This is a genomic window from Umboniibacter marinipuniceus (assembly GCF_003688415.1).
Taxonomy (GTDB): domain Bacteria; phylum Pseudomonadota; class Gammaproteobacteria; order Pseudomonadales; family DSM-25080; genus Umboniibacter; species Umboniibacter marinipuniceus.
On the sequence record NZ_REFJ01000004.1, the window covers coordinates 248874 to 274804 of the forward strand.

Genomic DNA, 25931 nt, shown 5'->3' on the forward strand with positions numbered 1-25931 from the left:
TTCGATAAAAGGTATAAAACTAGCAGTGAATGGCATTTCAACCCCTTTAAAGACCGCTGGAGACGAGCGTGAATTTCAACCCAACCCAACGATTTGAACAACTCGATCAGCTACTGGTCCAATATTGGTCAGCGTGGCAGCCTACCTTTGGCCATTCCGATAAACACTGGCTAGATCAGGCAAGCCTGCAAACTATTTACAGGGAATTGGCGCCGGCAACAACGCTCCCTCGCTCGCCAGCTTCGATAAAGAAATCAGAACCACCCGCCGGCATGAAACTGCGAAAGTGGCAGCAGATAGAGCAATTCAAAGCCCGCTTCAGCTCCAACGCCAGCAGCGTGGTAGACTGGTGTTGCGGCATAGGCCATCTCTCCCGGCATCTTGCAAGTAGCGAGCAATCGGTGGTCGGTTTGGAAATTGATCCTGCGCTGGTCGCCAAGGCTATGACTCACCAAGCAAAGTCGGCAATATTCCACCAGTGTGATGTCCTAGCGGATCCAGAGCGCTACTTACACCCCGGACAGTCCTTCGTAGCGCTGCACGCATGCGGGTCCTTACATACGGCGATGGTAGAGGCTACCGTCAAGACGCGCGGCAGCGATCTTCACCTAGCCCCCTGTTGCTATCATAAACGCTTCCACCAAGGCTTAAAGATGCTATCCCGTCCCGCGAGGCGCTCCGAACTAAAGCTGACCGAGCGAAATATCCAGTTAGCAGTCCGGCAGTCGGTCACCGCAGCGAACCGCGAACTCCAAGCAAGAGAGCAGCTAAGGCTGTATAGATTAGGTTTTGATGAATGGGTCAAGCGGGAGCTCAAGGTAACCCATTACACCCCACTCCCTAGTGTCTCGTCAGCCATCATAAATAAAGGGTTCGCTGCTTTTTGTCAGTGGGGCGCTTCGCAACGGGTACCGCAACTGGCAAACAAAGAGGTGACCGCCGAAGCGAAGCTCCTAAACAGTGCAAAATCCCGGCTTGAACGAGAGGTTGCCTACGAAGCTCAGTGCGAACTGTTTCGAAGAGCACTGGAAATCCGTCTCTGCTTAGACAACGTAATGTTTCTGGAAGAAAATGGCTTTCGGGCTGAACTGATTGAATTCTGTTCACCTACCATCACGCCACGCAACATCCTTATCCAAGCATACAGAATGGATTGAATTCATTGGGACTTGGGCCTCAGGTATTGATTTGAAGGCCAATTCACATAACACTGATTTATAAAACACCTGCTAATAGAGGCTAACAATGCCAACAAACACAAGCAATATAGAAGCGATCTTTCAGCAACAAAAGGACAATCTACCAGCCCTTAAAGCAAGAAGTGCTCAGGATAGGATCGCTATGCTTCAGCGCTTGAAACGGGCCATTTTGCGCTTTCGTAAAAACATCGTCAAAGCGGGCGCTGAGGACTTCGGCAAGCCCGAAGCCGAGGTGGACATTGCGGAAATTATGCCGCTACTCAGTGAACTAGCAAACACCTCCAAGCACCTACAGCGTTGGATGAAGCCCAAGCGCGTTAGCACCCCCATAACCCTCTTTGGTGCCAGTGGCAAAATAGTTTACGAACCCAAAGGTACAAGCTTGGTCATCGCGCCCTGGAACTACCCTGTCTTCCTCAGCTTAGGCCCAGTTATTAGTGCCGTGGCAGCCGGTTGCAGCGCCATCATCAAGCCCTCCGAATTTACGCCAGCACTCAGCGCGGTCATTCGAGAAATAGTTGAAGATGTCTTTGAGACCAACGAAGTGGCTGTGATTGATGGTGAAGTGGAAACCACCACCCGGCTACTTGAACTGCCCTTTGACCACATTTTCTTTACCGGCTCACCTAACGTTGGGAAAATAGTTATGGCAGCTGCCGCCAAGAACTTAAGCTCGGTGACGCTTGAATTAGGTGGAAAATCGCCAGTTATCATTGATGCCAGCGCAAAGCTGGACGATTGCATTGAGAAGCTGGTTTGGGCGAAGTTCACCAACAACGGCCAAACCTGTATTGCACCAGACTACCTACTCGTCCATCGCAGCCACGAAGCGCAATTTAGCAATGAGCTCTACGAGCGCATCGCAAGTGTTTACGGGCGCGACGTAACAACACAGCAGCAGTCCGAAGATTTGGCACGAATTGTAAATCCCCGACATTTTGACCGTGTTCAATCACTACTGGTGGATGCCAAAACAAAAGCTGAACAGGTATTGGGCGGGCATTGCGATGCCGAGGATTGCTTCATTTCGCCCACCCTCGTTGTTGAACCTGAGATCAACGCCAAGATTATGCAAGAGGAGATTTTTGGCCCGTTACTACCTATTCGCTTCTACGATGAGATCGATGAGGCGTTAGATATCATCAGTCAACAGCCGAAGCCTCTCGCACTTTATATCTTTGCGCAGAATCAACAAATCATTGACCACGTTATTAACAACAGTACGGCAGGCGGCACCTGCATCAACACTTGCCTTCTTCATTTTATTCACTCCAACCTTCCCGTGGGCGGCGTGAATAATAGCGGTATAGGCAAGTCACACGGCCACTACGGCTTTTTAGCGTTCAGTAACGAACGTGGTGTGGTGCGAGATCATCTATCACTGAGTAAACAGCTGTTCGCTCCGTATACACCTCGAGTCAAAAAGATTCTGCAACTAACTTTGCGGTTTCTAGGTAGGTAGTGAATGGCAACTGCCAAAGTCACCGCAAAACAGGCAATTCGGCGACAGCAGATTTTAGATCACGCTGCCGCTGAATTTAATACCGCTGGCTACGAAGGCCTCTCCATTACAAAGCTTGCTGGTTCGATGGGGATGCGTAGCAGCAATATCTACTACTATTTTGACTCCAAAGAATGCCTTCTCCGGGATTGTTACTGTCAATCGCTAGCCCACTATGCGAAGGCGCTGATGGATATTCGAAAAACGTCCTCGCGCTATGAAGTGATCATAAATAATTTTTTTAGCTTTCACTTCAACACTTGGCACGCTGTCCATAGCAAAGAACACTCTGCTCTTGCCATGGTTTACGAGCAGCACCTGCTGTCCGCAGACGCAATGCTTGCAGTGAAGAGCAGTTTCGACACAGTTCAGCAGCAATTAGACGACTGCTTTGAGCAGGGACGACTCAGCGGCACACTGCGATCGTTTTCTCATCAAGCTGCTGCCGATTTTCTCCATGCAATATTCGATTGGGGAACCATCTGGATCGAAAGCATTCGCTCAAGCGATCAGGTTATGCATATCGCTGAAATCAGCGCCGATGTTTATCTGAATGGCATTGCTACGCACTTTGAACCCAAATTGCTCAGCGAGCTTCGTCACCTAGAACTATGCGAACAGATCATTCGGCGTGCCGCCGGACATGAGGGTCAGTTTCCAGTCAAAGACGCAATTAGTAACGCTGCAACACGTTTGTTCAATTCAATCGGATTCGAAGCCGCCTCCATTGATAGGGTCTGCGCAGAAGTCGGTCTGAGTAAAGGCGCCTTTTATCACCATTTCAAAGATAAGAATGCGGTATTAAAGTATTCTTTTAAGCAGGCACTAGCCTTCGACAAATACCTCTATCAGGAAGTGACCCAGCACGCTAAAGATGGCCTCGACGCGATCAAGCTACTTATCCAGCTAGACGCAATGGCAGTACAACATAGGGGTATTCAGCTGCCGCTGTATCGCCTCATCCGAAAGTTAGCAGCAGAAGACGTTATCGACACAATCCAAGAAGTTGACTACATCCGCTCTAGGTTCATGGAGTTCGTGATATCGGGTGTTCATGACGGGTCCATTAGAACCAGCGCCTCTTCGGTAATTGCCCATTGCTGCTTTGCCATGAAACAGCGAATACTTCGCTTCCCTAAAAGTCTTGATAGCACGACTGATTCACTACTCGATAATGAATGGGATATCTTCTTTCACGGAACCCTTAAACGTAATGCCTAAACTTTATATAGTCCGTCATGGCCACCCCGAGAGCGGATGGAGTCAAGATCCTGACCCGGGCCTCTCAGAAGTAGGCCAAGCGCAGGCGGCTGAAGCCGCCAAAGTGCTCGCGAATTATGCGTATCAACAGGTTGTCAGCAGCCCCATGGCGCGTGCTATACAAACGGCTAGGGTGAGCGCTTCTGAACTCGACATCCAGACGGAGCAAGCTATCAGAGAAATCCCGAGCTACTGGGTGCCATCAAGCCAGCGTCAAAGTTGGCTGGACAACACCCTCCGATCCACCTGGGACAGCGTTGAACCAGAGATAAAAGTATGGCGTGAGAGCCTCACAAACTGGGCTACCTCCCTAGAGAAAGATACGCTCGCGTTCAGCCACTTCGTGGTCATTAATGCACTCATTGCCACTGCCACGGGTGCCGAAAACGTAGTTAACGCACTTCCCGATCACTGCGCAATTGCAGAATTCGAAATCATCGATGGCCAATTACATTTTCTGAGTATCGATAAAGAATTAGACAGCAGCGTCATGGTCTAACACTAGCGTTAAGAGGCGGCCAAACGCTCTGGCTAGACTCCGCGCTTTCGTTTAGCTGAGACAATACCTGGCAGCGCTATCAGCTTGGCTAAGACTCTACCAAGATGATCTAAGGTTGGCACCACAACCGTTAGCGCAATGTACTTTGCGGCGCCAGGCTGATCCGTTGAATAAAGCGCCGCAATATCTACTTTCTCATCTGCCAAGAGTGCCGTAATGTCGCGCAACAGCCCATCGCGCTCAATCGCCTCAATCTCGATATCTACACGGAAGGTTGACGAAGCATTGTCCGACCAAGTCACCGCAATGATTCGAGCCGGTTCAGTCTCCTTGAGACGCAGAGCATTGGTGCATTCTGCGCGGTGTACGCCCACTCCTCTACTAACCGTTACATAGCCAACAATATTATCGCCCGGTAAGGGGCTACAACAACTTGCCAAGTAGCTCATCATGCCGCCTTCACCTCCAACGTATACCGCTTCTTTGTTGGCCACAGTGGGTTGCGCATTGGCCAGCTTGGAGCGAATATCTGCCACATCAAGTGGCTTCTGCGCTCTATCCGAAGCTCGCTGCGCCGCGGCTAACACTTGGGTCAGCTTTAAATCACCCGCGCCAATTGCGGCGCACATCCCAGCTTCATCTTTATAGTTCACCAGCCCTGCGAGCTTGCGCAGGTTGATATCGCTATTGCCTATACGCTTCAGTTCAGCATCCAGTGCCTGCCGTCCAATTGCCTCATTTTCATCACGTTCGTCGTTCTTAAACCAATGAATGATCTTCGCTCGGGCTCGTGAAGTGGTAATATAGCCTGCATCACTTGAGAGCCAATCTCTACTTGGCCGGCCATTTTTCTTGGTCAGAATTTCAATTTGATCGCCGGTCTTCAACGCCTGATTCAGCGGGATAATTTTCCCGCCTACCTTGGCACCTTTGCAGGTATTCCCCACGTCAGAGTGAATACGATAGGCAAAATCGAGAGCTGTAGCACCCACCGGAAGATCAATAACATGTCCTGCTTTAGAGAAGACATAGATGCGATCCGCCTTAACCACATTCGATAGTTCGCTATTGGCACCGTCATCTATTTCTTCATGCCAATCTAATACTTGCCTAAGCCACTCCAACTTACTTTCATAGGAACTCTTAGTATTTTCTACATCGGTGCCCTTGTACTTCCAATGGGCGCAAACCCCAAGCTCTGCCTCGTTGTGCATCGCGCGTGTACGGATTTGCACTTCCATGGTTTTCGCTTGCGGGCCGAATACCGCCGTGTGGAGACTGCGATAGCCGTTGGCCTTAGGGTTAGTAATGTAGTCATCAAATTGCTGTGGAATATGATTGTAGAGTGAGTGAATCACACCCAATGCCGTGTAGCAGTCAGCGAGTTGATCCACCAAAATACGAAACGCTCGGATATCGAACAACTGACCAAATGTATAGTCCTTGATCTGCATTTTCCGCCAGATACTATAGATATGCTTTGCTCGCCCAGTGACCTCGGCGTTGCTAACCCCAGCCGCTTGCAAGGCCTCCTCAATCTGCCGTTTCGCCGCTTGGATAAACTGATCTCGATCAACACGACGTTCGTCAAGCTGTTTAGCTACGGAAGCGTATTCATCCGGCTTAAGATAGCGAAAGCTTAAATCTTCCAACTCCCACTTGATGTGACCAATCCCTAAACGGTGCGCCAACGGCGCATAGATCTCAGAGACCTCAATGGCTATTTGACGTCGACGCTCAACATGATTCTTTACTGCTCGAATAGCGCAGGTTCGTTCCGCCAGCTTGATCAACGCCACCCGCACATCATCGGTGAGCGCCACCAGCATTTTTCGAACATTATCTTTTTGATTGAGATGAGCGGCGGCATCGCTATCCGAAGTTTGACCCCTCGAACGAGAAATCGCGGCCATCATTAAGGTACCGGAGACCAATTCGGCCACATCTTTACCAAGACGCTCCGTGACCTCGTTCAGCGCAATAAACTCCTCGCGAACCGCTCGATAGATTAGCGCTGCCGCCACGGAAGCCTCGTCGAGCTCCAGCTCTATTAAAATCTGAGCCATCTCTACGCCGATATCGAGGCAATTCAAATTGACTTGCCACTCACTAGGCATGGGTGTTTGGCGCAGCATAACAATGGCCGTTTCAATGCGCTCTACCGGCAGATGCACACTGTCCTTCATATAATCTAGCCATTGATCTACATCGATATTGCCCGAATCGGAACGAATCAATGTTGGGCGAACCTGCACCATTACAAAAACCTACCTTTCAAACACCAACTTAATATTAACAATGACTCGCTGGTTTGCGAGCACTAACTCCAAATTTGTACAATCCAATAGTTATGAACTATGCTCACTTTTTACCGAGGGATAAACAGTAGAATATGAGTAATCACAGTGTCTTTTCTCGCTGCGGGCAATATCGATTTGCTCACTGGCGGTCCTGGGAGCCCCAACTGCCGCTGCTAAATTTCATCGGCCTAAACCCAAGTCCTGCTGACCCAGGTCATGAAGCTGTGATTAAACGCTATGTTCAGCTCGCTAAGCGCTGGGGATTTGGGGCGATCTCGGTAGCCAATTTATTTGCTTACCGATGTACCAGCCCACTCATGCTTCAACGTCATCCAGCCCCAATTGGTGACAATAACAACAATTGGCTAGAGAGCCTGCATTTCGACGCCGACGTAAGTGTTGCAGCGTGGGGAACACATGGACAACTTGGTCATCGCGCTGACTGGGCCGTTCGATCGCTGCATAACCTTTCCTGCTTAGATATTAACGTGAGCGGCCAACCTAGTCACCCTCTTCTCACCGCCGCAACTACCACCATCAAACCACTTCGCCAAGCCATCTATTTCCGCCAAACTGAACCAAGCTTACAAAAGCGAGCGTAAATGCCTACCAAGAACACAAACTTCAGTTAAAATACGTCTCTAACTAACTTATTTTTTCTTAACCGCAGGCGAATACAATCAATCATGCGCTCAACTTTTAGTATTGCTCTCATCATCGTGCTCAGCGTGTCGCTGTTGTCTACCAAAGTAATAGCACAGAGACCGGCCACCGCAATAGTCCAGCCTATTGTATTTGTGGCAAAAACGGAGCGCCTAGAATTAACTGGCACCATTGAGTCGGCAAGCTCTGTAGAGATCTTTCCCGCTGTGGGAGACGTAGTGACCAACGTTTACTTCCAAGCTGGCGATGCGATTGAAGCGGGCGCGCCGTTACTTCAGCTCAACAATCGGCGTGAACAGGTGGCGCTTGAGTTAGCGGAGATTAATCTCCGCGACGCCCAACGACGCTTAGACCGCTTGAAGACTATCCATTCTCAGGCGGCTGCCTCCCAACAGGAGCTCGATGCCGCCACTTTGACGCGCGATCTCGCCGCCAACCGCTTAGCTCAAGCTCAAGTAGAACTTGATGAACATACTGTGATCGCGCCAATTACGGGTATAGCAGGCCTAAGTGATGTACGCGTGGGTGATCGCATCACGCCTAGCACGGTCATTACCACGCTTGATGACCTCGATCATCTATTCGTTCTAATACGCGTTCCCGAGGCACTAACCACTACACTGAGTAAGGGACAAACCTTCAATCTAACAACCTGGGGGGATCAAACTACCTCAATTGTTGGTACCGTCACCGATTTAGACTCCCGGGTCGATCCCGTAACGCGCACACTTAAGATTCGCTTAGCCATTGACAATGTTAACGGCCTACTGCGCCCGGGAATGAGTCTCAAAGCCGATCATTTAACGCAAGGCCAGCGCTACGCCAGCATACCTGAAGCGGCACTGCTCTGGGGGGCTAGTGGTGCCTACCTGTGGACTTTGGACAATGAAAGTAGAGCACAACGACGTAACGTTGAAGTGGTCCAGCGCCAAACGGGAATCATCCTTGTGGAGGGCGATTTGCTGCCGGGTGAACAACTTATTGTCGAGGGCGTTCAGCGCTTAAGATCTAACCAAGTTATTACCGTGGTGGAACAGCCATGACAGATTTAAACCATCAACGAACTAACGATATCGCTTCACTCTCTGTCCGCCGACCTGTGCTGGTGACGGTCTTGAACCTGCTTATTATGGTGGCCGGTTTTGCCGCGTTATTTGGCGTAGAAGTTCGTGAGTTACCTGACATCGATCGCCCCGTCGTTACGGTGCGAGCCGTGCTGCCTGGGGCCTCGCCCGAAACTGTTGACGCCGAGGTCACTAGCCACTTAGAAGCGGCTGCCACCCGTGTCAGTGGCGTAAAGAATATTCGCTCACAAAGTGAAGAAAATACCACTCGCATTGTTATTGAATTTCAGCCCACCGTTAATCTGGACGCTGCGGCAAGTGAGGTGCGTGAAGCGGTCAGCCGAGCACGACGCCAGTTACCCGATGCCGTAGAGAATGTCTCGGTCATTAAGGCCGATAGTGACGCGGATCCTGTTGTCAACTTAGCTGTCGCGAGTGACAGCTTGAGCCGCGAAGCATTAACTCGGCGAGTAGAAACGGACATCGCTCCACGCTTAATCAGCATCGATGGTGTTGCCGACGTTCAATTGCGTGGCGATAGTGAGCAGGTACTCATCGTTTCAATTGACCCGCTGAGACTGTCATCCTTCGGGATATCCATTCTTGACGTAAGGAGCGCACTTCGCGGCGCGCCCTTTGACATACCTGCTGGCAGCTTCCGCTCCCTCGACCAACAATTGATTATCCGCGCCGATGCTACCGCGGATGATGCCAAACTCGTTGAAGAAATTGTCATCCGCGACGCAACCCGAATTGGCGATGTTGCCAATGTGTATTTCGGCCCAGCGGACGCGGAGAGCATAGTTCGCTTAGACGGCAAAGCAGTGATTGGTGTGGGGGTGATTCGCCAAGCTCGCTCTAACACCATCAATATTTCGGACAAAGTGTTAGCGCTCGCTGAAGCCTTAGATCAGCAATACCCAGACTTAGAGATCCGTGTAACCTCCGATGAGGCATTATTTATCCGACAGTCCGTTAGCGAAGTGGTCAGCACGCTACTACTTACGGTGGTGATGGTAGTGTTCACACTTTGGCTATTTATTGGCTCATTTCGCACCACGATTGTTCCCGCCTTATCCATCCCCGTTGCCCTAGTGGGCTCGGTAGCAATCATTTGGCTGTTAGGCTTCTCTATCAATATCTTAACCTTATTGGCGTTGGTGCTGGCTACCGGTCTGATTGTGGATGATGCCATTGTCGTGGTTGAAAATATCCAGCGTCATCGAGCCCTTGGTCAGGGACGAAGAGCGGCCGCCGTATTTGGCAGCCGAGAGGTATTCTTCGCCGTGGTGGCAACCACCGCAGTGCTAGCGTCGGTGTTCCTGCCTATTGCCTTTATGCCATCCACGGCGGGCCGACTCTTTAGAGAGTTCGGCGCGGTTCTGGCGTGCGCAGTAATCATTTCAAGTATCGTTGCCCTAACACTGGTTCCGGCATTTGCCGCCAAGTTACCGCTGCGTACCGCCACCAACGACGGGGCCCCCACCAAGAGGGAGCAGCTTGGCGCTACGCTAAAGAATTTCTACAGCCGATCGCTGGATACCTGCCTGCGGCACCGTTTCAAAGTACTATTACTCTCCATCGTGGCAGCGGGTGCTGCGGCCTCTTCGTACTTTACTATCGATAATGAGCTACTGCCCGTGGAAGATCGGGGTGTTATTCGAGCCTTCGCAACCGGCCCCGATGGAGTTGGCCTCAACTTTATGAATCGGCAAGCCGAGCAGATGGAAGCTATCTTGCAGCCCTATGTAGACAATGGCCAAATTGATTCCCTATTTACCGTTGTTGGGCAATGGGACCCCAACCGAGTACTCATTACTGCACCACTCAAACCTTGGGGCGAGCGCGATTACAGCCAGCAGGAATTGATTGCTGAACTGAGCGGCCCCCTAGGAAGCATTCCCGGTGCGCCGGCGAGGGTCTGGAGTTCAAATAGTTTGAACTTGCGTGGCCAGGGTGGTGGTTTGGAATTTGCTATTACCGGCGAAGATCACCCAAGTATTTATGAACAAACCCGATTACTTGTTGACGCGCTAGAGGAACAACTCCCTAACTTGTCGGATATTCGCATTGAGTATCAGGCAACGCAGCCGCAAGTGCGCCTTAAGATAGACCGTCAAAGAGCATCAAGTTTAGGTGTGCCACTCACTGCCATTGCTACCACCCTCCGTGTGGCCGTCAACGGTGACGATGTGGTGGATTTAAACGTGGGCGATCAGTCTATCCCTATCATACTGCGCTCAAGCCGATCTGCGGTGAATAGTCCCTCTGACCTCAACAACTTATATGTTGCCAGCAATACCGGAGCCATGATTCCGATGAGTTCGCTCACAACCTTTGTTGAAGAGGGTGTTGCGGCTGAACTTGAGCGTCATGCTCAACGCCGTGGCATCCGAGTTCGGCTTGGACTTGATGAGCTAACGATGCAACAGATGATGGATATCGTCTCGGATACTGCAGCCAGTGTGCTACCTTCGGAATACGGCTTAGTATTCCTAGGTGAGGCGGCAACGTTAGAAGAGACGAGTAATGAAGTGGCCTTAACCTATGCGCTTGCCCTCCTGGTGGTTTTTCTTGTGCTAGCAGCGCAGTTTGAAAGCGTGAATAGCGCGGTGGTAGTGATGTTGACGGTACCTTTCGGTATTGCCGCGGCAGTGCTATCGCTATACCTCACTAACACCAGTTTTAACATCTACTCACAGATTGGACTCGTCATGCTAATCGGCCTTATCGCCAAAAATGCGATTCTCATTGTTGAGTTTGCCGATCAACTCCGTGATCGGGGTTATGCCGTGGCCGAGGCTGTCCGTGAAGCGGCTGCAGTGCGATTACGTCCCATTATGATGACCTTACTGTCGACCATTTTGGGAGCCTTACCGCTGATACTCTCCACCGGTGCTGGCGCTGAAGCTCGAAACGCTATTGGCTGGGTAGTGTTCGGTGGCCTAGCCATGGCCGCAGTATTTACACTCTATGTCACCCCCATTTTCTACAGCTATATTGCGCCGTTGGCAAAATCTCGCTCCAATGAGGCGCAGGCGCTACAAAGCGAACTTAGCAAAGGTCCGAGGAGTTAAATTCATGAGTATAAATCATCAAAATCAGGGACACGTAGACTCCTACTATGCCGCCTCGGCTAACAGTAAAACACCCTACCCACAACTCGATGGGCACCTACAGGCTGATGTGGTCGTGGTGGGAGGCGGATACTCGGGTTTATCCTCCGCGCTACATCTTGCCGAACTGGGCTTTTCGGTCATTGTGCTAGAAGCGTCGCGAATTGGGTTCGGCGCAAGCGGGCGCAATGGCGGCCAGATTGTGAATAGCTACAGCCGAGATGTAGATACCCTCCGTGCCAAGTACAAGAAAGAGTTAGCCGAGCCACTTTGCGAAATGATTTTTGAAGGTGGCGACATCATTCGTGAGCGCATCAACACCTACAACATCAAATGCGACCTCAAGCAGGGCGGAATTTTTGCCGCGAAGACTCACAAGCAATTAAAAGGTTTAGCACACACAAAGAAAGCGTGGGAAGCACTCGGAAACAACCAGCTACAATTGCTTGATTCGGCCGCCATACGCGAACACGTTGACACTGACCTTTACGTAGGTGGGTTGTTAGATAATCGCAGCGGACACATTCACCCGCTCAACTTAGCGCTTGGTGAAGCCGACGCGCTCATTCGCTTGGGTGGACAGATCTTCGAAATGTCGCCCGTAGAGCGCATCGATAAAGGTGATTCGCCAGTTGCCTATACCAAACTTGGCTCAGTCAAAGCTAAGTTTATGGTCCTGGCTGGAAATGCTTATTTAGGCAATCTAGAACCTAAGCTTACTACAAAGGCAATCCCCTGTGGCACGCAAGTGGTCACTACCGAACAGCTCGATCCTGAACTAGCGCGGTCTCTACTTCCCACTGATGTATGCGTAGAAGACTGCAACTACCTACTCGATTACTACCGTCTCACCGGTGACAACCGTCTGCTTTTTGGTGGTGGTGTGGTGTATGGCGCGCGCGACCCGGATAACATCGAGAGATTACTTCGCCCAAATTTAGAAAAGACCTTTCCGCAGCTGAAAGGAATTAAGCTTGACTACGCTTGGACCGGTAACTTCCTGCTTACCTATTCACGCATGCCTCAGTTCGGCCGTTTCGGCAATTCTGTATACTATCTTCAGGGGTACAGTGGTCATGGCGTAACCTGTACTCACTTAGCTGGTAAGCTCGTTGCCGAGGCGATCAATGGCCAAGCCAAACGCTTTGACGCCTTTGCAAACTTACCGCAGTTTAGCTTCCCAGGTGGGCGAAATTTCGCGATTCCCATGTCAGCCATGGGAGCCGCTTGGTACGGGCTGAGAGATAAGCTGGGATTCTAAACTGCTAGCTCAAGATTTAAAGAATAGCTTATCAACCACTTGTTTGATTTGCGTTAATACTTGGGCATGTTGACCAAGTGGTTCTTTATACTTTTCCCAAGCGCCAACTGAACGCTTGTTAATAGGCTGTCGAACCTGTCCGGAACTCGGCGTGAGTACGGGGCGATCAGACTCATAGAACTTAAGGCATGCAGGCTCTAAAGGTTTATCTAGATAGGCAAATAAACGCGCTATCTGATTTTCCGGATTATCGGTTAACGCCTCATAGGAGACGTTTAAAATCTTATCCCCATACTGTGCCTGCCAATGCCGCATCAAGGTTGCATAGCCCTGCCAATAAAAGGCAATTCCTTCCAAGGCATTACTGTACTCATTACCTTTGGCAAAGTACTGCTTATAAACCGCCATGGCATTATCCCGAGGATCCCGAACGATATTGATAATCTTTGCCTTTGGAAACAGGGAGAAAATGAGTCCAATATGCAGAAAGTTGGTGGGCTCTTTGTCAATCAGTGTTCCGGAAAACCCGGGTTGGTGAGCTTGCGCTTGCTCAAGATACTGTTGCGCCATTCCATCCAAGGCTTTTTCATCTAGCTCGGAAAATGCCTTACTTAGCTTAGCTTGCTCTAACTGATGGGCGAAGCGGCGAATATAAGGCAGTTCATCTGTGGCCTCTATTCCGCTATGGGCCGCCAGAATTTGCTCCAAAAGGGTAGAGCCGGAACGATGCATGCCAACAATAAAAATGGGCGCGGCCTCATTTGAACTTAGCTTACTGTGCCAGGGGGTTTGCGCATTTTGCATCACAAACTGTTGAAACGCCGCCGGATCAAAGGGTTGCAACTGCCAAGCAATATTATTCGCGCGTTGAGCGCTGTTAAATGCAGCTTCGTAATCACCGCGACTTTCTAACACTTTGACCATCGCAAAATCCGCCAAGTAACGAACCTCTGGCTGGCTTTCAAAGCGTTCAATGAACTGCTCAAGCGCTGCAATTTCGTCGTCGTGAAAAGCTCTGGTTTTTAGATCGGCTATTGACCAAAATGCTACACCGCTGAAGTAGGGATTATCATCGGTGATCATGGTGCCATACGCTTCAGCCGCGGCATCATTATTGTTAAGCGCCTTGTGGGCGTGACCAACCACCAGCTGAATCGCCAAATAATCCGAATGATCGCTGCTCACTGTGGAGAGTGTTTCCAGCGTTTTGGTGGGCTGACCTGCCTGCAACTGGCTTCTGCCCAGATCGAGTAACGCCTTAGGCGCGGCGCTATCGATTGCTAGAATCTGCTCTAGCACGTTAATAGCGCCCAAGTAGTCCTCTTTGGCTAAGAGCTCATCTTTCTGTGAATTTAGCGTATCGATATTTATCATGAGCCGTAAACCTTATGCCATTAATTCGGAAACCAAGAAGGTTTGAGATATTAACACTCAGAGCTGCGTAGGGTAAATCTCGAAACAGCTCGTTCTATTAGTAAGCAGGGGCGATCTATCGTAGCCAGCTAGTATGCCATCCTACAATCAGCTAGTGGCCAACCCTTATATTGTTAGCAATATATCCTTACAGCGAAAGACAAAGCGTCAACTAAATTTAGATAAAGCGCTCGGAGCGCAATAGAACTGTCGCACAATCATGGTTGATGATGTCGTAGTCGCGAGGGCAGTTATTTTCCTTAAGGAGCTCCTAGCCATGAAAAATTTACTAAGAAAATCCCCCCTCCTGACCGGCTTGTTTTGCCTCTCGTTATTATCGGGCACCGCCCTGGCCGATAAAAAAGGCAAGGACGATGACACCAGTGAATCTGACGGTGAAATTGATATCAACGTAACGGTCGTGCCACTCGCCACCCTGCGCTTGGAAGATGATGATATTGACCTTGCTTCGGCCGCTAATAACTCCGACGCAACAATCGGACTTTGTATGTTCTCCAACACTGGCGATTACTCGATTGATGTCGAAACCGATAATGACTTTAACCTAAACGCGGGGGGTGCCGACAACATTACGTACAAGCTCACGATTGGTCAGGGCTCCGGAAGCGCAGAGTTTGACTCTGATGATGATCAATCGGTAATCGCTTCTAATGAGGGTATCGATAACCATTCCACCAGCTGTGACGGAAGCAGCTATCCTGGCTCCGTGACCGCAACAATTACGGAGGACGGAACCGTTAAGCTGCCAGGCAACTATACGGATACGGCGACCATCACGATGGAAACAATTTAGCTGCCCAACAGGCCGCCTTCTGTTCCTTGCTAGCGGTGAGACTGTCGCTCATGACTGCGAGCAAAACAGAAGGCCCCACGCGAAAGCGACTATTTAACATGACCACAAAAAAGCGCCAGCTGTTTCCAGCTGGCGCTTAGCTATGGCGATGTCGTCGTGTTGATCACCAAATCTTCACGCGATCTTCGGGCGCCAAATAGAGTTCGTCCCCAGGCTGAACCGAGAACGCGTCATAGAACGCTGGTACATTACGGACAATACCATTCACTCGGTACATAGATGGTGAGTGCGGATCCGTTTCAATCAAATTGCGAAGCGCTTCGTCACGATACTTATTCCGCCAAACCTGAGCATAACCAAGGAAGACACGCTGAACGCCTGTAAAACCATCAATTACCGGTGATTCATTACCGTTTAGACTCATCTCATAAGCACGCAGCCCAATACTCAGACCACCTAAATCACCAATGTTCTCGCCTAAGGTAAATTCACCATTCACGTGCAAATCTTCGAATGGGTAATAGCCGTTATACTGAGCGACTAACTCCGATGTGCGGGATTGGAATTCGCTGAGATCAGCCTCAGTCCACCAGTTGCGAAGCACGCCGTCACCGTCGAAGGTAGAACCGGAATCATCAAAACCGTGACCGATTTCGTGGCCAATCACCGCACCAATTGCACCGTAGTTCACGGCGTCATCGGCTTCAAGATTAAAGAACGGTGGCTGAAGAATAGCTGCTGGGAAGACAATCTCGTTTAACGGTGGATTGTAGTAAGCATTTACCGTTTGTGGCGTCATGCCCCACTCGCTGCGATCAACCGGGCCACCTTGACGGGCAATATTCTCCGCCCAGTTAACTTCTCGGACATTACGGATATTCGCAAAATGATTATCGCCAGTGATGTCAAGCGCCGAGTAATCGCGCCAGTTTTCAGGATAGCCAATCTTCGGCGTAAACTTGTGAAGCTTGTCCAATGCTTGAACTTTGGTCTCAGCACTCATCCAATCCAGCTCATTGATGCTCGCCTCATAAGCGCTAATTAGGTTAGCCACTAAGGTTTCCATCTTCGCCTTCGCTGCTGGAGGGAAATGTTTACTCACATAGACCTTACCAACAACCTCACCAAGCGTACCATTGACTACACCCACACCGCGCTTCCACATTGGTTCCTGCTCTTCAACACCACGAAGCGTTTTACTGTAGAACTCAAAGTTCTGCTGGTCCATGGCTTGAGTTAAAGAAGAAGCTGAGGCATCCACGAGCTTCCAACTTAGATACGTCTTCCAATCATCTAATGCAACATCCTGCAGAATGTCATCTAGCTGCGCTGAATAGTCCAACGAAAGGATAACTAGGTTATCGATTTTATCAGCCATGCCCGACTCACCCAGATACGCGTCCCAGTCAAACGTCGGCATCACTTCACCAAGCTGATCAACCGGAATTGGGTTGTAGATCTTGGTCATATTACGGGCGTCTTCTTTCTTCATATGCGCCGCCGCCAAGCGAGTCTCTAACGCCATGATCATCTCGGCTGCCGAGGCAGGGTTCTCTATGTCAGCAAGGGTTAGCATAGCTTCAATATGCGCTACATACGCGGCTCGAATCTGTTCGCTGCGCTCACCGTCATTGAAGTAGAATTCGCGATCCGGAAGGCCTAGCCCGCCTTGAGCGGCATAAACCATGTAGGAATTTGGGTCTGTAAAGTCAACGTACTGCCCCATGCCAAGCGGATTATCCACCCCGTATTTGGACGCGTAGGCGAAGTAGCTAGCTAAATCACTGTACGAAGAAATATTCGCAATGCGCTGGAATTCCGGCGCTAGAGGCGAAATACCGAGGGCATTTCGTGCATCCCAATTAGTGTAAGCGTTATACATATCGCCCACCTTCTGTTCGTCGCTACCTGCCTCATGCGTAGCGGCAGCAGACTCTTCAATAATGGCGCGAATATCCGCCGTAGCCTGATCACGGAGCAGTCCGAATACACCAAAAGAAGAGCGATCGGCAGGGATCTCGGCACTCTCAATCCAGGTACCATTCACATAAGCATTGAAATCATCACCCGGTTTAATAGAGAGGTTCATGGCATCAAGATCCAGACCTGAAATCGGTGCCAAGCTAGTGACTTCCAACATTTCTTGATCAGCCACATCCGAATTAGTGGTGGTTTCGCCGCAACCAAATAGCGCCATGGCGATTGCGCCAGACAGTAGAAGTTTTTTCATAACATACCCATTATTTTTGTGTGGTTTAAAGTAGACGTGTTACAGCCTACCTAAAAGTTTCGAACGATACTAGGAGGTCTTGATTGGCTTCGGAAAATCACTAAGCCATGGGATGGACTTCGGCGTTGGGTGATGGGCATCGAAAAATCACTAAGGCGCGGCGTGGATTTCGACATTGGATGAGAGGCCCCGAATAATCACTAAGCGGTGGGGTCAACTTCAGCGTTGGATAGGAGCGTTTGAATCGCTTCACAGGCGGCCTTTTCTTCCGTCGATTCGCCTAATTGAGGCCAATGAGTTGTGCGTAATCTTGCCAACTCCTGAGTCACATCAACATTTCGGTAGTTATCTAAAAGGCGTTCTGCAAGCTGCTCTGTGAGCGGATAATAACAGTGCCGCTGTTTTTCATTATGATTGCGCCGTTCAGGGTCCCACGTGTACCAAAGTACATCATCCAAATGATTGCGGAATTCATCAAACGTTAAAATCATAAATACCTCACTGTCAGCTTCAATTATAGCTTATCCGCTGACAGTGGGCGCTAGTTTTGACTAATGGACGAGTAGACGCTCAAGCGCATTCGCTCGAAGGTTACCCCAAAAAAGCTGATAATCTGCAAAGTGCAGATCCCCCTCGGCTGAAACCAAGCCCCTAAAAGGAGAAGCTTCATCAACTCCGGATACCCTAAGTATACCCGCTCGACATTCCGCGCCATATTGACCTACCTGCAACGCCTCAACCGTTGGCGCTACGCCGGTTGCCTGGTTAGCCATAGCGGCCGATTCGTCCAGCGAAGCGGATACCACCAATGCGCCCAAATTTAGCTCTGCACTCGCTGGCTCCGTGGTGCTCCAATTGATAGGGTTAATGCAAAGTCGCTCAGATCGCCCTGTTGTCCCCCATCCGGAGGGATACCATAGCGGGTAGCTACCCGTTAAGTTCGCGGTAGGCATTGCGCTGTCCCAATGAAGTAGGCACCCTTGATCAAACTCAGCACGACAATTTTGAATATCGGAGTAGACGGTTTCAGCATAGTCCTTGGGTATGGCGTAGCCTACGGTATAGGCGGCCACGAGTTGAGCATGTAGCGCTTTACCATCAACAAAATCCTTCAGAAGGCGTAGTGCATGAACCGAGCCTTGGCTATGGCTGACAATAAAGAAAGGACGACTCTGGTCGCGTTCAGCAAGAAATACTTGAAATGCCGCCGACACATCTTCGTAAGCCAAATCAAGCGCTTGAACTCCGTCCTCGTAGTTGCGTTCAAAAAATACCGCCATACCAGCTTGGCGATACTCGGGCGCCCAGACGTCACAACATTCAGAAAATGCACTCGCTTGAGCGAGCAACATCGCCTGCGTTTGCTCACTCGAGAAACTCGGTGTATTCATGGGCGAGTTCCAGGAGCTTGGCGAATAATAACCGGTAGGATGGACATAGAAGGCATCTGCCATGGCCGAGGACAACATCAATCCCTGCTCCTCAATACCGGTCTCAAGACCAGCTTGGTTTCCGGGTAGTGCCGCCCAGCTACTCGCTAAACGGTAGTCGGGAGCCTGCACTGCATCGGCGACGGCAAATTCCTTCGCTGGGCTCATTGCCCACTCAAGTAGCTCACCGCGAAATAGGTAAAACACGGCGAGAATAAGAAGAACAAGGACTCCGATGATAGAGAGCGCATATTTAATAAAACGATTCATAGTTAAGGTCCATTCCTACTGAGAGTCTTCGGCGGTTAAGCTGCGCCTAAATTGACGAGCGATGATTTCACCTAAGTTTAGCCGTGGATGTTAACGCATAAATGGCTTGGATGGATAATCAATCTAGTGAGGCCTAGTCTCATTATACCGACGTTAATCGGGCAGCGATCAACGGTATTTGAGCTTTTGACTTTTGACTTTTGACTTTTGACTTTTGACTTTTGACTTTTGACTTTTGACTTTGGGCTTTGGGCTTTGGGCTTTGGGAGAAGACTAGCTTAATCGATAGTCTGACAATTCGCCGATACATCGGATAGCTGTGTGGGTAACGTCCGCCATTCTACGTCGGTTCTTTCAAGCGGAGGAAGATAGGTTTCTAAAATTTCACCATTACTATAAATGCGCGTTACCTTACACACGTCGTTGCCCTGGTTTCGTAATCGAACGAAATATTCATTACCAATGTAGCCGTAGCGGACTTCAATATCGTCTACCCAGAGGGTGGTGCTCCACTGATTAGCCGTGGGAGCCAATGCGGGAACTGACGAATAGTGCCTCTCCGAGTGCATAGAGCACCCAGAGAACAGAAGAATAGGAATGATCAACGTCATTCTCATCTGCAAGTTCCTCACATTCTATTGATCAGCACCACCGCTTAGCGATGAGCTGAAGATATTAACATTCGGCAATGGTTGCCCATCGCGTTAACGGCCATTTTAAACATAGCGAAGCGCTGATCTTGTGTCTGCCCATGGTAATAACGGTAGTAGATTTGTTGAAGAATGACTAGGTTACGCCAATATCCATAAACCAGATAGAAATTGAAATCGCTAGTATCAATCCCAGTTTTACTTGAATAGTAGGCTAAGATTTCATTCCGTGTGGGCATTCCTTCATCCATTGACGGCTGGGTGATCAAGCCCTTCAGATAGTCAGGATCATCAGCTTGAACCCAGTATGCCAAGGTGTTACCAAGATCCATCAGCGGGTCCCCTAGCGCTGAAATTTCCCAGTCCAGTACGGCCCCCACTTCTCGGCTTTCCGAATCAATAATGACGTTATCTAAACGAAAGTCTCCATGAACAATACAGCCGGCAATTTCTTGGCTAGGGCGATTGGATTCCAGCCACGCTTGAACATCTAAAAAGTCATCAACGTCATCGGTTTTTGCCTTATTAAAACGCTTATTCCAACCTCCTATTTGTCTAGCTATATAGCCCTCAGGTTTGCCAAATTCAGCCAGGCCTACCGCTGCTATATCCGTATTATGGAGGGCAATAAGCTCATCGAAGACGCGAAAAACTAAGGCCCGCTTCTCGGCCACGGTTAGCTTCCAGTCCTGCGGGAATTGCTGACGAATCAAGGTGCCCTCTACGCGCTCCATGACATAGAACTCAGCGCCTATCACCGCTTCGTCATCAGTGTAAAACAGCGTTTGCGGTACATGAATACGCGAGTCCTTGAGTGCGGACATCACAAAGTACTCTCGGTGCATTGAATGACCGCTCTTTGGGCGTGTCCCAAAGGGTGGTCTACGCAACACCAGCGAGCGCTCACCAAAGCGAACTTCATAGGTTAAATTCGAATTGCCACCGGGAAATTGGCTTACTGTCATTTCGCCTTCCAAACCGGGAATATTTGCTCGTAAACACGCTTCCAGCGCATCCCAATTCAATTCTTCACCAGCTTTAATACTAACGGTTGTGTTGTTGCTCATTTCGACTCCTTGAGTTGACTGACCGGCAGCCTGATCCCTGATTCTGGATTAAGTGCGATGGATTGCCTTCTTAGCTTACGCATACCGCCAACCCAGCGGTTGTAGTTTTCGGCCTTTGCGGTGAAGAATTTCTTCACCTCTGAGTGAGGCAAGATCATAAAATCTCCTCGCTCTAACCCCTCAACCACACATTGCGCCACCTGTTCTGGCGTCAATACGCCCGCAATGTCGCTTTTCCCGTTGGCCATGCCAATAAGCCCGGTAGCCACCGCCTGAGGTGCCAGTACCGACACACCAATACCGTCATCACCATGGGTAATAGCGAGTGACTCGGCGAAACCAATTGCGGCATGTTTGGTTGTAGAATACGCTGCGTCGCCAATCTGGTTCAATAGACCGGCCGCCGAAGCGGTATTGAGAAACCAGCCTGATTGTCGGTTAATAAAGTACGGCAAACATGCTCTCGCCGCGTAGACGTGGGCCATCACATGAAGCTGCCAAAGCAGCTGCCAGTCATCATTAGAGGCTGAAGTAGCCCACCAGGGTTCGCCGTCTCCCTTTCCGGTTCCAGCATTGGATACGAAAAGGTCAATGGCACCCTCCTCTAGCTCAATGCGATCAACGAGCTCCTTCAGCGCTTGCTCATTGCAGACATCAATGCTTACACTGAGCCCGCCAACTTCGGCGGCTATGTATTCGGCCGCCTTGGCCTCGTGATCCACAATGATGATTTGTTTGGCACCAGCTTGGTGAAAGCGCCGCGCTAAGGCTGCGCCAATACCGGCCGCTCCGCCGGTTATAATGATTCGAGAGTCTTTTATTTTCATTATTTACTCCTTAATTCGTTCCAGCTTAACACGCCTAAGCGGTTTACTTTTACTTCGGGAAATCAGTAGCAGAGATGCAACCATCGAAAAAACTGCGTAAAGTGAAGTGACTTAACTAGCTTTATGATCACCGAGGTGAATCTATGAACTTTATACTCTCCATTGACCAGGGAACCACTAGCTCCAGGGCGATTATCTTTGATGAGGATTTTTCTGAAGTCGCCAGCCATCAGCAGGAATTTCAGCAGTATTTCCCAAAGAATGGATGGGTAGAGCACGATGCACTGGAAATCTGGGAGTCTGTACTTGTAGCTGTGCGCAAGGCACTGAGTAGCGCCCAGCTCTCAGCGAAGGAAATTAAAGCCATCGGCATTACCAACCAACGCGAGACCGTTGTCGCCTGGCAAAAGAGCACCGGAAAGCCAATCGCCCCAGCCATTGTTTGGCAGGATCGTCGCACTGAAGATTTTTGCCGTCAATTACGCCAACGCGAGCTCGGCGAGATGATCAATAGCAAAACCGGTTTGGTGCTAGACCCCTACTTCTCCGCCTCCAAAATTCAATGGCTACTTGAAAATACGTCTGGCGCCCGCCAACTGATCGCCGAAGAAGACTTACTTGTTGGAACCATTGATACGTGGCTAATTTGGAAGCTAACTGGTGGCGCAAAGCACACAACCGATGCAACCAATGCTTCACGGACACAACTCTTCAATATTCGCCAACAATGTTGGGACGACGAGCTATTAGCACTTTTCAATATCCCGAAGCGTATTCTTCCAGCTGTCCATGATTGTGCTGCCGACTTCGGCGAAACGGTTGCCACGCTATTCGGTGATCGTATCGCTATTCGTGGCGTCGCCGGCGATCAGCAAGCGGCCTTGATTGGTCAGCGCTGTTGGCAACCCGGTGACATCAAATCCACCTATGGTACGGGCTGTTTCGTGATGGCAAATACTGGCTCGGATATCATTGTGAGCGAGCACAAACTGCTATCAACGGTGGCGTATAGACTGGACGGAAGGACCCACTACGCCATTGAGGGTTCTATATTCATGGCTGGGGCGATTATTCAGTGGTTGCGAGATTCGCTTGGCATCATCTCATCAGCGAGTGAAACCGAACGTTTAGCCGCCGACGTTGAGGTTGATCACGGCGTCATCATGGTTCCAGCGTTCACGGGTTTAGGTGCACCGCACTGGGCCGCCGATGCCAGAGCGAGTATCAGCGGTATGACTCGAGGTACCGACAAGCGACACATCGCCAGTGCGTCATTGCAAAGCGTGGCCTTCCAAAGCGCCGACCTATTTGCCGCAATGGAATCTGACGGTGTGGAATTAACTCAGCTAAAGGTAGATGGAGGGATGGTCAAGAATTCCCTCTTCTGTCAGTGGTTGGCAGACTTCTCTAAACTCCGAATTGTACGCAATGATTTCAGCGAGGCTACCGCGCTGGGTGCGGCCTATTTAGCTGCATTGGGTAGTGGTCTTGCACAAGACCTCAACTCACTGCCCAACCCAGCACCTCATAGCGAAAGCTTTAGTCCGCGCATCAATCCATCGCTGCGAGATCAACTGATGAAGCGCTGGCACGCAGCAGTAAGTATTGAGCTAAGCCGAAACGATAGAATGTGAGTGGCATCCGAGGATAGAACTGAAGAACGCAAGAACTTAAGAACGCAAGAGCTGAAGAGCTGAAGGGCTGGAGGGCTGGAGGGCTGAAGAGCTGAAGGGCTTAAATTATTAGAACGGATAGGTATTTTATTGAAAGGCATTCGCTTGCTTGATTTCATAAAAGACAGGTCGTGAAACGAAAAAACCGAGCATCTCTGTCGAGATACTCGGTCCGCTATATCATTCCCAATGAGGCTGGCTTCTAAAGAAGCCAATCTCTCAGGAGCTAGCGCCTAGCTACTTTTGGGAGAACCAACCAAAGCACAAAGAAGCCAAGGATTGCCGAGATCCAAGAGCCCGCTAACACGCCTATTCGGTCAATCATAATGCCAGCCTCGCCGCCGCCACCAGCCCCGGAAAACGCAAGGGTACCGATAAACAGACTCATCGTTAAACCAACACCACAGATGCAACCCACTCCGAACAACGCCGACCAAGAAACATCCTTTGGAAGTGTTGCCCAACCCACAATAATGGGAATGGCAGCAAAGAAAAATACACCTAGGGGCTTACCAATTGCCAAGCCCGCCGCAATACCAACTGGGATACTTCCCATTGCTTCGGAAAGCGCGATGCCGTCAAAGCTAATACCAGTGTTGGCAAACGCAAAGATTGGCAAGATCATAAAGGCTACATAGCGATGAACCGCATGTTCCACCTTATGAACATAGCCTTCGCTACCGTCCTTAAACTTAAGCGGAAGCGTGAAGGCCAAGGCGACACCAGCAAGCGTAGCGTGCACGCCACTTTTCAGCACACACACCCACATTATGGTGCCTACAATCATGAAGATACCTAAGTGTTTAACGTTAAAGACATTGAAAAGAATCAACACCGTTAACGCGATACCACCAGAGATCAATGACAGCGTACTGAGATCCGCGGTGTAAAAAATGGCAATGATGATGATGGCGCCTAAATCATCCATAATCGCTAACGCTAGCAGGAATACCTTCAGCGCTGGCGGCACACGATTGCCTAGGAGACTCAGAATTCCTAACGCAAACGCAATATCTGTGGCGGTCGGGATTGCCCAGCCTGCCATAGCGGCTTCGTTGCCCCAGTTAAAATACACGTAGACGAGCGCAGGAACCAACATACCACCTACCGCTGCGAACGCGGGCAGTACAATTTGTGATGGCGAACTCAATTCGCCTTCCATCACTTCGCGCTTCACTTCCAAGCCGATCATCAGGAAGAAAACCGCCATCAATCCATCATTGATCCAAAGCAGCAACGGTTTCTCAATATCCAGTGAGCCCACTCGAATCTGTACAATTAAATCTAGCCACGCCTGATAGTACTCATTTAATGGCGTGTTCGCGACGATCATTGCCGCTGCCATCGCCACAACTAGCAACATTCCGCCGGCTGCTTCCCATCGTAAAAAATCCTTCAGCATAGCTTTTCCTAGTAGTTAGAATGGTATAAAAAAGTGTTGTAAACGCTCGTAAGACATTGCAATGATTGCAACTTTGACTCTTTGATCGCACTTCAACTTAATTGCTTCATTTTACAACTTTCAGAGAGGGGCGTCCTTTAGTAGTTGACGAAGGAGGGGGTGAACTGGGGTCAGGATCCTCGTTGTTCTCACCATTATTCTCCGAACGAGGTCCACCGCCAAGCGCGTAGGGCTCAATTTCCTGAGGGTCAAAGAAGATTCCCTCATTCGTTTCCTGCGCAACCAGGCCGAGTATGGCCCAAACAGGTACCCAAATGGTGCGGGGAATACCCCCAAAACGCGCACTAAAACTGATGCCATCGTTATGAAGCACCAAATTTTGTACTGCGGAGGGGGCAATGTTCAATACAATTTGCCCTTTACTTACGTACTCCTGTGGTACTTCAACATCTTTTGCTAACGCATTCACGTACAGGTAGGGCGTGGCTTCATTGTCAAGAATCCAGTCATAGATAGCTCTACAAACATAGCCTCTATTGGGGGTCATCTTCATTTTTACATCCTTAATACAAAAATGGCGCCTGAAGGCGCCATTGAGAGTCCGTGCCTATGATTATAGATCACGCATCTCTTTTTCCAAGTCACTCAATGAGTTCTGGAAGGATTCACGTTCAAATAAACGCGTCATATAGCCCTGAAGCAGCTCTGCAGACTTACCTTCACCAAGATCAATCCCCAGCAACGGCAAGCGCCATAAAATTGGGGCCATACAGCAATCGACCAACGTAAGCTCTTCACTCATAAAGTAGTCAAGCTCACCAAATACCGGAGCGGTAGACAACAAACCCTCACGTAAACGCTTACGAGCAAGCTCCGCCACCTTAGGATCTTCATGTGTCTGAATAACACTGATCAACGGCGCCCAATCTCGTTCGATACGGTACATTAACTGGCGGCTCTCAGCTCGCGCCACCGGATAAACAGGTAGTAGTGGCGGATGTGGGAATCGTTCATCAAGGTATTCCATCATGACCTTTGACTCGTACAACGCAAGGTCACGATCAAGCAAGGTTGGCACGGTACCGTAAGGGTTTAACTCGAGCAATTCCTGAGGTTTGTCATTCAAGTCAACGTCTACGATTTCTACAGTGACGCCCTTTTCGGCGAGAACAATACGAACACGGTGACAAAACTGACAAGTAGCATTGGAAAAAAATGTCATGGAGGATCGCTTAGCGACAACACCCATAGAAGTTACCTCGACTGTTCAAAATATAAAAGCACAAAAGGGC

21 protein-coding genes are annotated in these 25931 nt (G+C 49.8%); 10 read left to right on the top strand and 11 right to left on the bottom strand.

Going from position 1 to position 25931, the window contains the following annotated elements; genetic code table 11:
- Nucleotides 1–68: 68 nt before the first annotated feature.
- The 4 genes from DFR27_RS09460 to DFR27_RS09475 all read left to right on the top strand — a co-directional run bounded on the left by DFR27_RS09460 (nucleotide 69) and on the right by DFR27_RS09475 (nucleotide 4459).
- A complete protein-coding gene (locus tag DFR27_RS09460) occupies nucleotides 69–1157 on the top strand; it encodes a methyltransferase (protein ID WP_121877222.1) in 1089 nt (362 codons plus the stop codon).
- Nucleotides 1158–1245: 88 nt separating this feature from the next.
- Nucleotides 1246–2661 (top strand): aldehyde dehydrogenase family protein, encoded by a 1416-nt coding sequence (locus DFR27_RS09465; protein WP_121877223.1) that lies wholly within the window; start codon nucleotides 1246–1248, stop codon nucleotides 2659–2661.
- A 3-nt stretch (nucleotides 2662–2664) separates the two neighbouring features.
- Entirely contained in the window at nucleotides 2665–3921 is a 1257-nt protein-coding gene (locus tag DFR27_RS09470) for a TetR/AcrR family transcriptional regulator (protein WP_121877224.1), read from the top strand.
- Complete coding sequence (locus DFR27_RS09475) at nucleotides 3914–4459, top strand: histidine phosphatase family protein (RefSeq protein ID WP_170150832.1); 546 nt, start codon at nucleotides 3914–3916, stop codon at nucleotides 4457–4459. The genes DFR27_RS09470 and DFR27_RS09475 overlap by 8 nt, the downstream gene beginning before the upstream one ends.
- A gap of 32 nt (nucleotides 4460–4491) precedes the next feature.
- Here the strand turns inward: DFR27_RS09475 and DFR27_RS09480 are convergent, their stop codons facing one another.
- Entirely contained in the window at nucleotides 4492–6717 is a 2226-nt protein-coding gene (locus tag DFR27_RS09480) for a RelA/SpoT family protein (RefSeq protein WP_121877226.1), read from the bottom strand.
- A 134-nt stretch (nucleotides 6718–6851) separates the two neighbouring features.
- Between DFR27_RS09480 and DFR27_RS09485 the strand changes: the two genes are divergently transcribed.
- The 4 genes from DFR27_RS09485 (at nucleotide 6852) to DFR27_RS09500 (ending at nucleotide 12863) form a co-directional block, all read left to right on the top strand.
- Nucleotides 6852–7361: a DUF1643 domain-containing protein gene (locus tag DFR27_RS09485; RefSeq protein ID WP_121877227.1), complete on the top strand. Its 510-nt coding sequence runs from the start codon at nucleotides 6852–6854 to the stop codon at nucleotides 7359–7361.
- Nucleotides 7362–7445: 84 nt separating this feature from the next.
- Nucleotides 7446–8465, top strand: coding sequence for an efflux RND transporter periplasmic adaptor subunit (locus tag DFR27_RS09490; RefSeq protein ID WP_121877228.1), 1020 nt, complete (start codon nucleotides 7446–7448; stop codon nucleotides 8463–8465).
- The gene (locus DFR27_RS09495; protein WP_121877229.1) at nucleotides 8462–11563 is read left to right on the top strand and encodes an efflux RND transporter permease subunit; all 3102 of its coding nucleotides are present in this window, start codon (nucleotides 8462–8464) and stop codon (nucleotides 11561–11563) included. The genes DFR27_RS09490 and DFR27_RS09495 overlap by 4 nt, the downstream gene beginning before the upstream one ends.
- 4 nt (nucleotides 11564–11567) lie before the next feature.
- Nucleotides 11568–12863 carry an NAD(P)/FAD-dependent oxidoreductase gene (locus tag DFR27_RS09500; protein ID WP_121877230.1) on the top strand — a complete coding sequence of 432 codons (1296 nt, stop codon included), beginning with the start codon at nucleotides 11568–11570 and terminating at the stop codon, nucleotides 12861–12863.
- Between the two features lie 9 nt (nucleotides 12864–12872).
- On the opposite strand, the gene DFR27_RS09505 is transcribed toward DFR27_RS09500, so the two are convergent.
- Nucleotides 12873–14237, bottom strand: coding sequence for a tetratricopeptide repeat-containing sulfotransferase family protein (locus tag DFR27_RS09505; protein ID WP_121877231.1), 1365 nt, complete (start codon nucleotides 14235–14237; stop codon nucleotides 12873–12875).
- A 316-nt stretch (nucleotides 14238–14553) separates the two neighbouring features.
- Between DFR27_RS09505 and DFR27_RS09510 the strand changes: the two genes are divergently transcribed.
- Nucleotides 14554–15090, top strand: coding sequence for a hypothetical protein (locus DFR27_RS09510; protein WP_121877232.1), 537 nt, complete (start codon nucleotides 14554–14556; stop codon nucleotides 15088–15090).
- 163 nt (nucleotides 15091–15253) lie between these two features.
- On the opposite strand, the gene DFR27_RS09515 is transcribed toward DFR27_RS09510, so the two are convergent.
- From DFR27_RS09515 to DFR27_RS09540, 6 genes are all read right to left on the bottom strand, one after another.
- Nucleotides 15254–17320 carry a M13 family metallopeptidase gene (locus tag DFR27_RS09515; protein ID WP_121877233.1) on the bottom strand — a complete coding sequence of 689 codons (2067 nt, stop codon included), beginning with the start codon at nucleotides 17318–17320 and terminating at the stop codon, nucleotides 15254–15256.
- 200 nt (nucleotides 17321–17520) lie between these two features.
- The gene (locus DFR27_RS09520) at nucleotides 17521–17811 is read right to left on the bottom strand and encodes a hypothetical protein (protein WP_121877234.1); all 291 of its coding nucleotides are present in this window, start codon (nucleotides 17809–17811) and stop codon (nucleotides 17521–17523) included.
- Nucleotides 17812–17871: 60 nt separating this feature from the next.
- On the bottom strand, nucleotides 17872–19020 hold the full coding sequence (locus tag DFR27_RS09525) for a DUF3089 domain-containing protein (protein ID WP_121877235.1): 1149 nt from the start codon (nucleotides 19018–19020) through the stop codon (nucleotides 17872–17874).
- A 278-nt stretch (nucleotides 19021–19298) separates the two neighbouring features.
- Entirely contained in the window at nucleotides 19299–19637 is a 339-nt protein-coding gene (locus DFR27_RS09530) for a hypothetical protein (RefSeq protein ID WP_147434530.1), read from the bottom strand.
- Between the two features lie 38 nt (nucleotides 19638–19675).
- On the bottom strand, nucleotides 19676–20737 hold the full coding sequence (locus tag DFR27_RS09535; RefSeq protein ID WP_121877237.1) for a phosphotransferase family protein: 1062 nt from the start codon (nucleotides 20735–20737) through the stop codon (nucleotides 19676–19678).
- A complete protein-coding gene (locus DFR27_RS09540; RefSeq protein WP_121877238.1) occupies nucleotides 20734–21564 on the bottom strand; it encodes an SDR family NAD(P)-dependent oxidoreductase in 831 nt (276 codons plus the stop codon). Before DFR27_RS09540 ends, DFR27_RS09535 begins: the two co-directional genes overlap by 4 nt.
- A gap of 143 nt (nucleotides 21565–21707) precedes the next feature.
- On the opposite strand from DFR27_RS09540, the gene glpK reads away from it, so the two are divergent.
- Nucleotides 21708–23198 carry a glycerol kinase GlpK gene (gene glpK, locus DFR27_RS09545; protein WP_121877239.1) on the top strand — a complete coding sequence of 497 codons (1491 nt, stop codon included), beginning with the start codon at nucleotides 21708–21710 and terminating at the stop codon, nucleotides 23196–23198.
- A 265-nt stretch (nucleotides 23199–23463) separates the two neighbouring features.
- On the opposite strand, the gene nhaA is transcribed toward glpK, so the two are convergent.
- The 3 genes from nhaA to DFR27_RS09560 all read right to left on the bottom strand — a co-directional run bounded on the left by nhaA (nucleotide 23464) and on the right by DFR27_RS09560 (nucleotide 25888).
- Nucleotides 23464–24639 (bottom strand): Na+/H+ antiporter NhaA, encoded by a 1176-nt coding sequence (gene nhaA, locus DFR27_RS09550; RefSeq protein ID WP_121877240.1) that lies wholly within the window; start codon nucleotides 24637–24639, stop codon nucleotides 23464–23466.
- Between the two features lie 106 nt (nucleotides 24640–24745).
- On the bottom strand, nucleotides 24746–25192 hold the full coding sequence (locus DFR27_RS09555) for a ClpXP protease specificity-enhancing factor (RefSeq protein ID WP_121877241.1): 447 nt from the start codon (nucleotides 25190–25192) through the stop codon (nucleotides 24746–24748).
- A gap of 60 nt (nucleotides 25193–25252) precedes the next feature.
- Nucleotides 25253–25888, bottom strand: a complete 636-nt coding sequence (locus DFR27_RS09560; RefSeq protein ID WP_121877242.1) for a glutathione S-transferase N-terminal domain-containing protein — start codon at nucleotides 25886–25888, stop codon at nucleotides 25253–25255.
- Nucleotides 25889–25931: the final 43 nt, after the last annotated feature.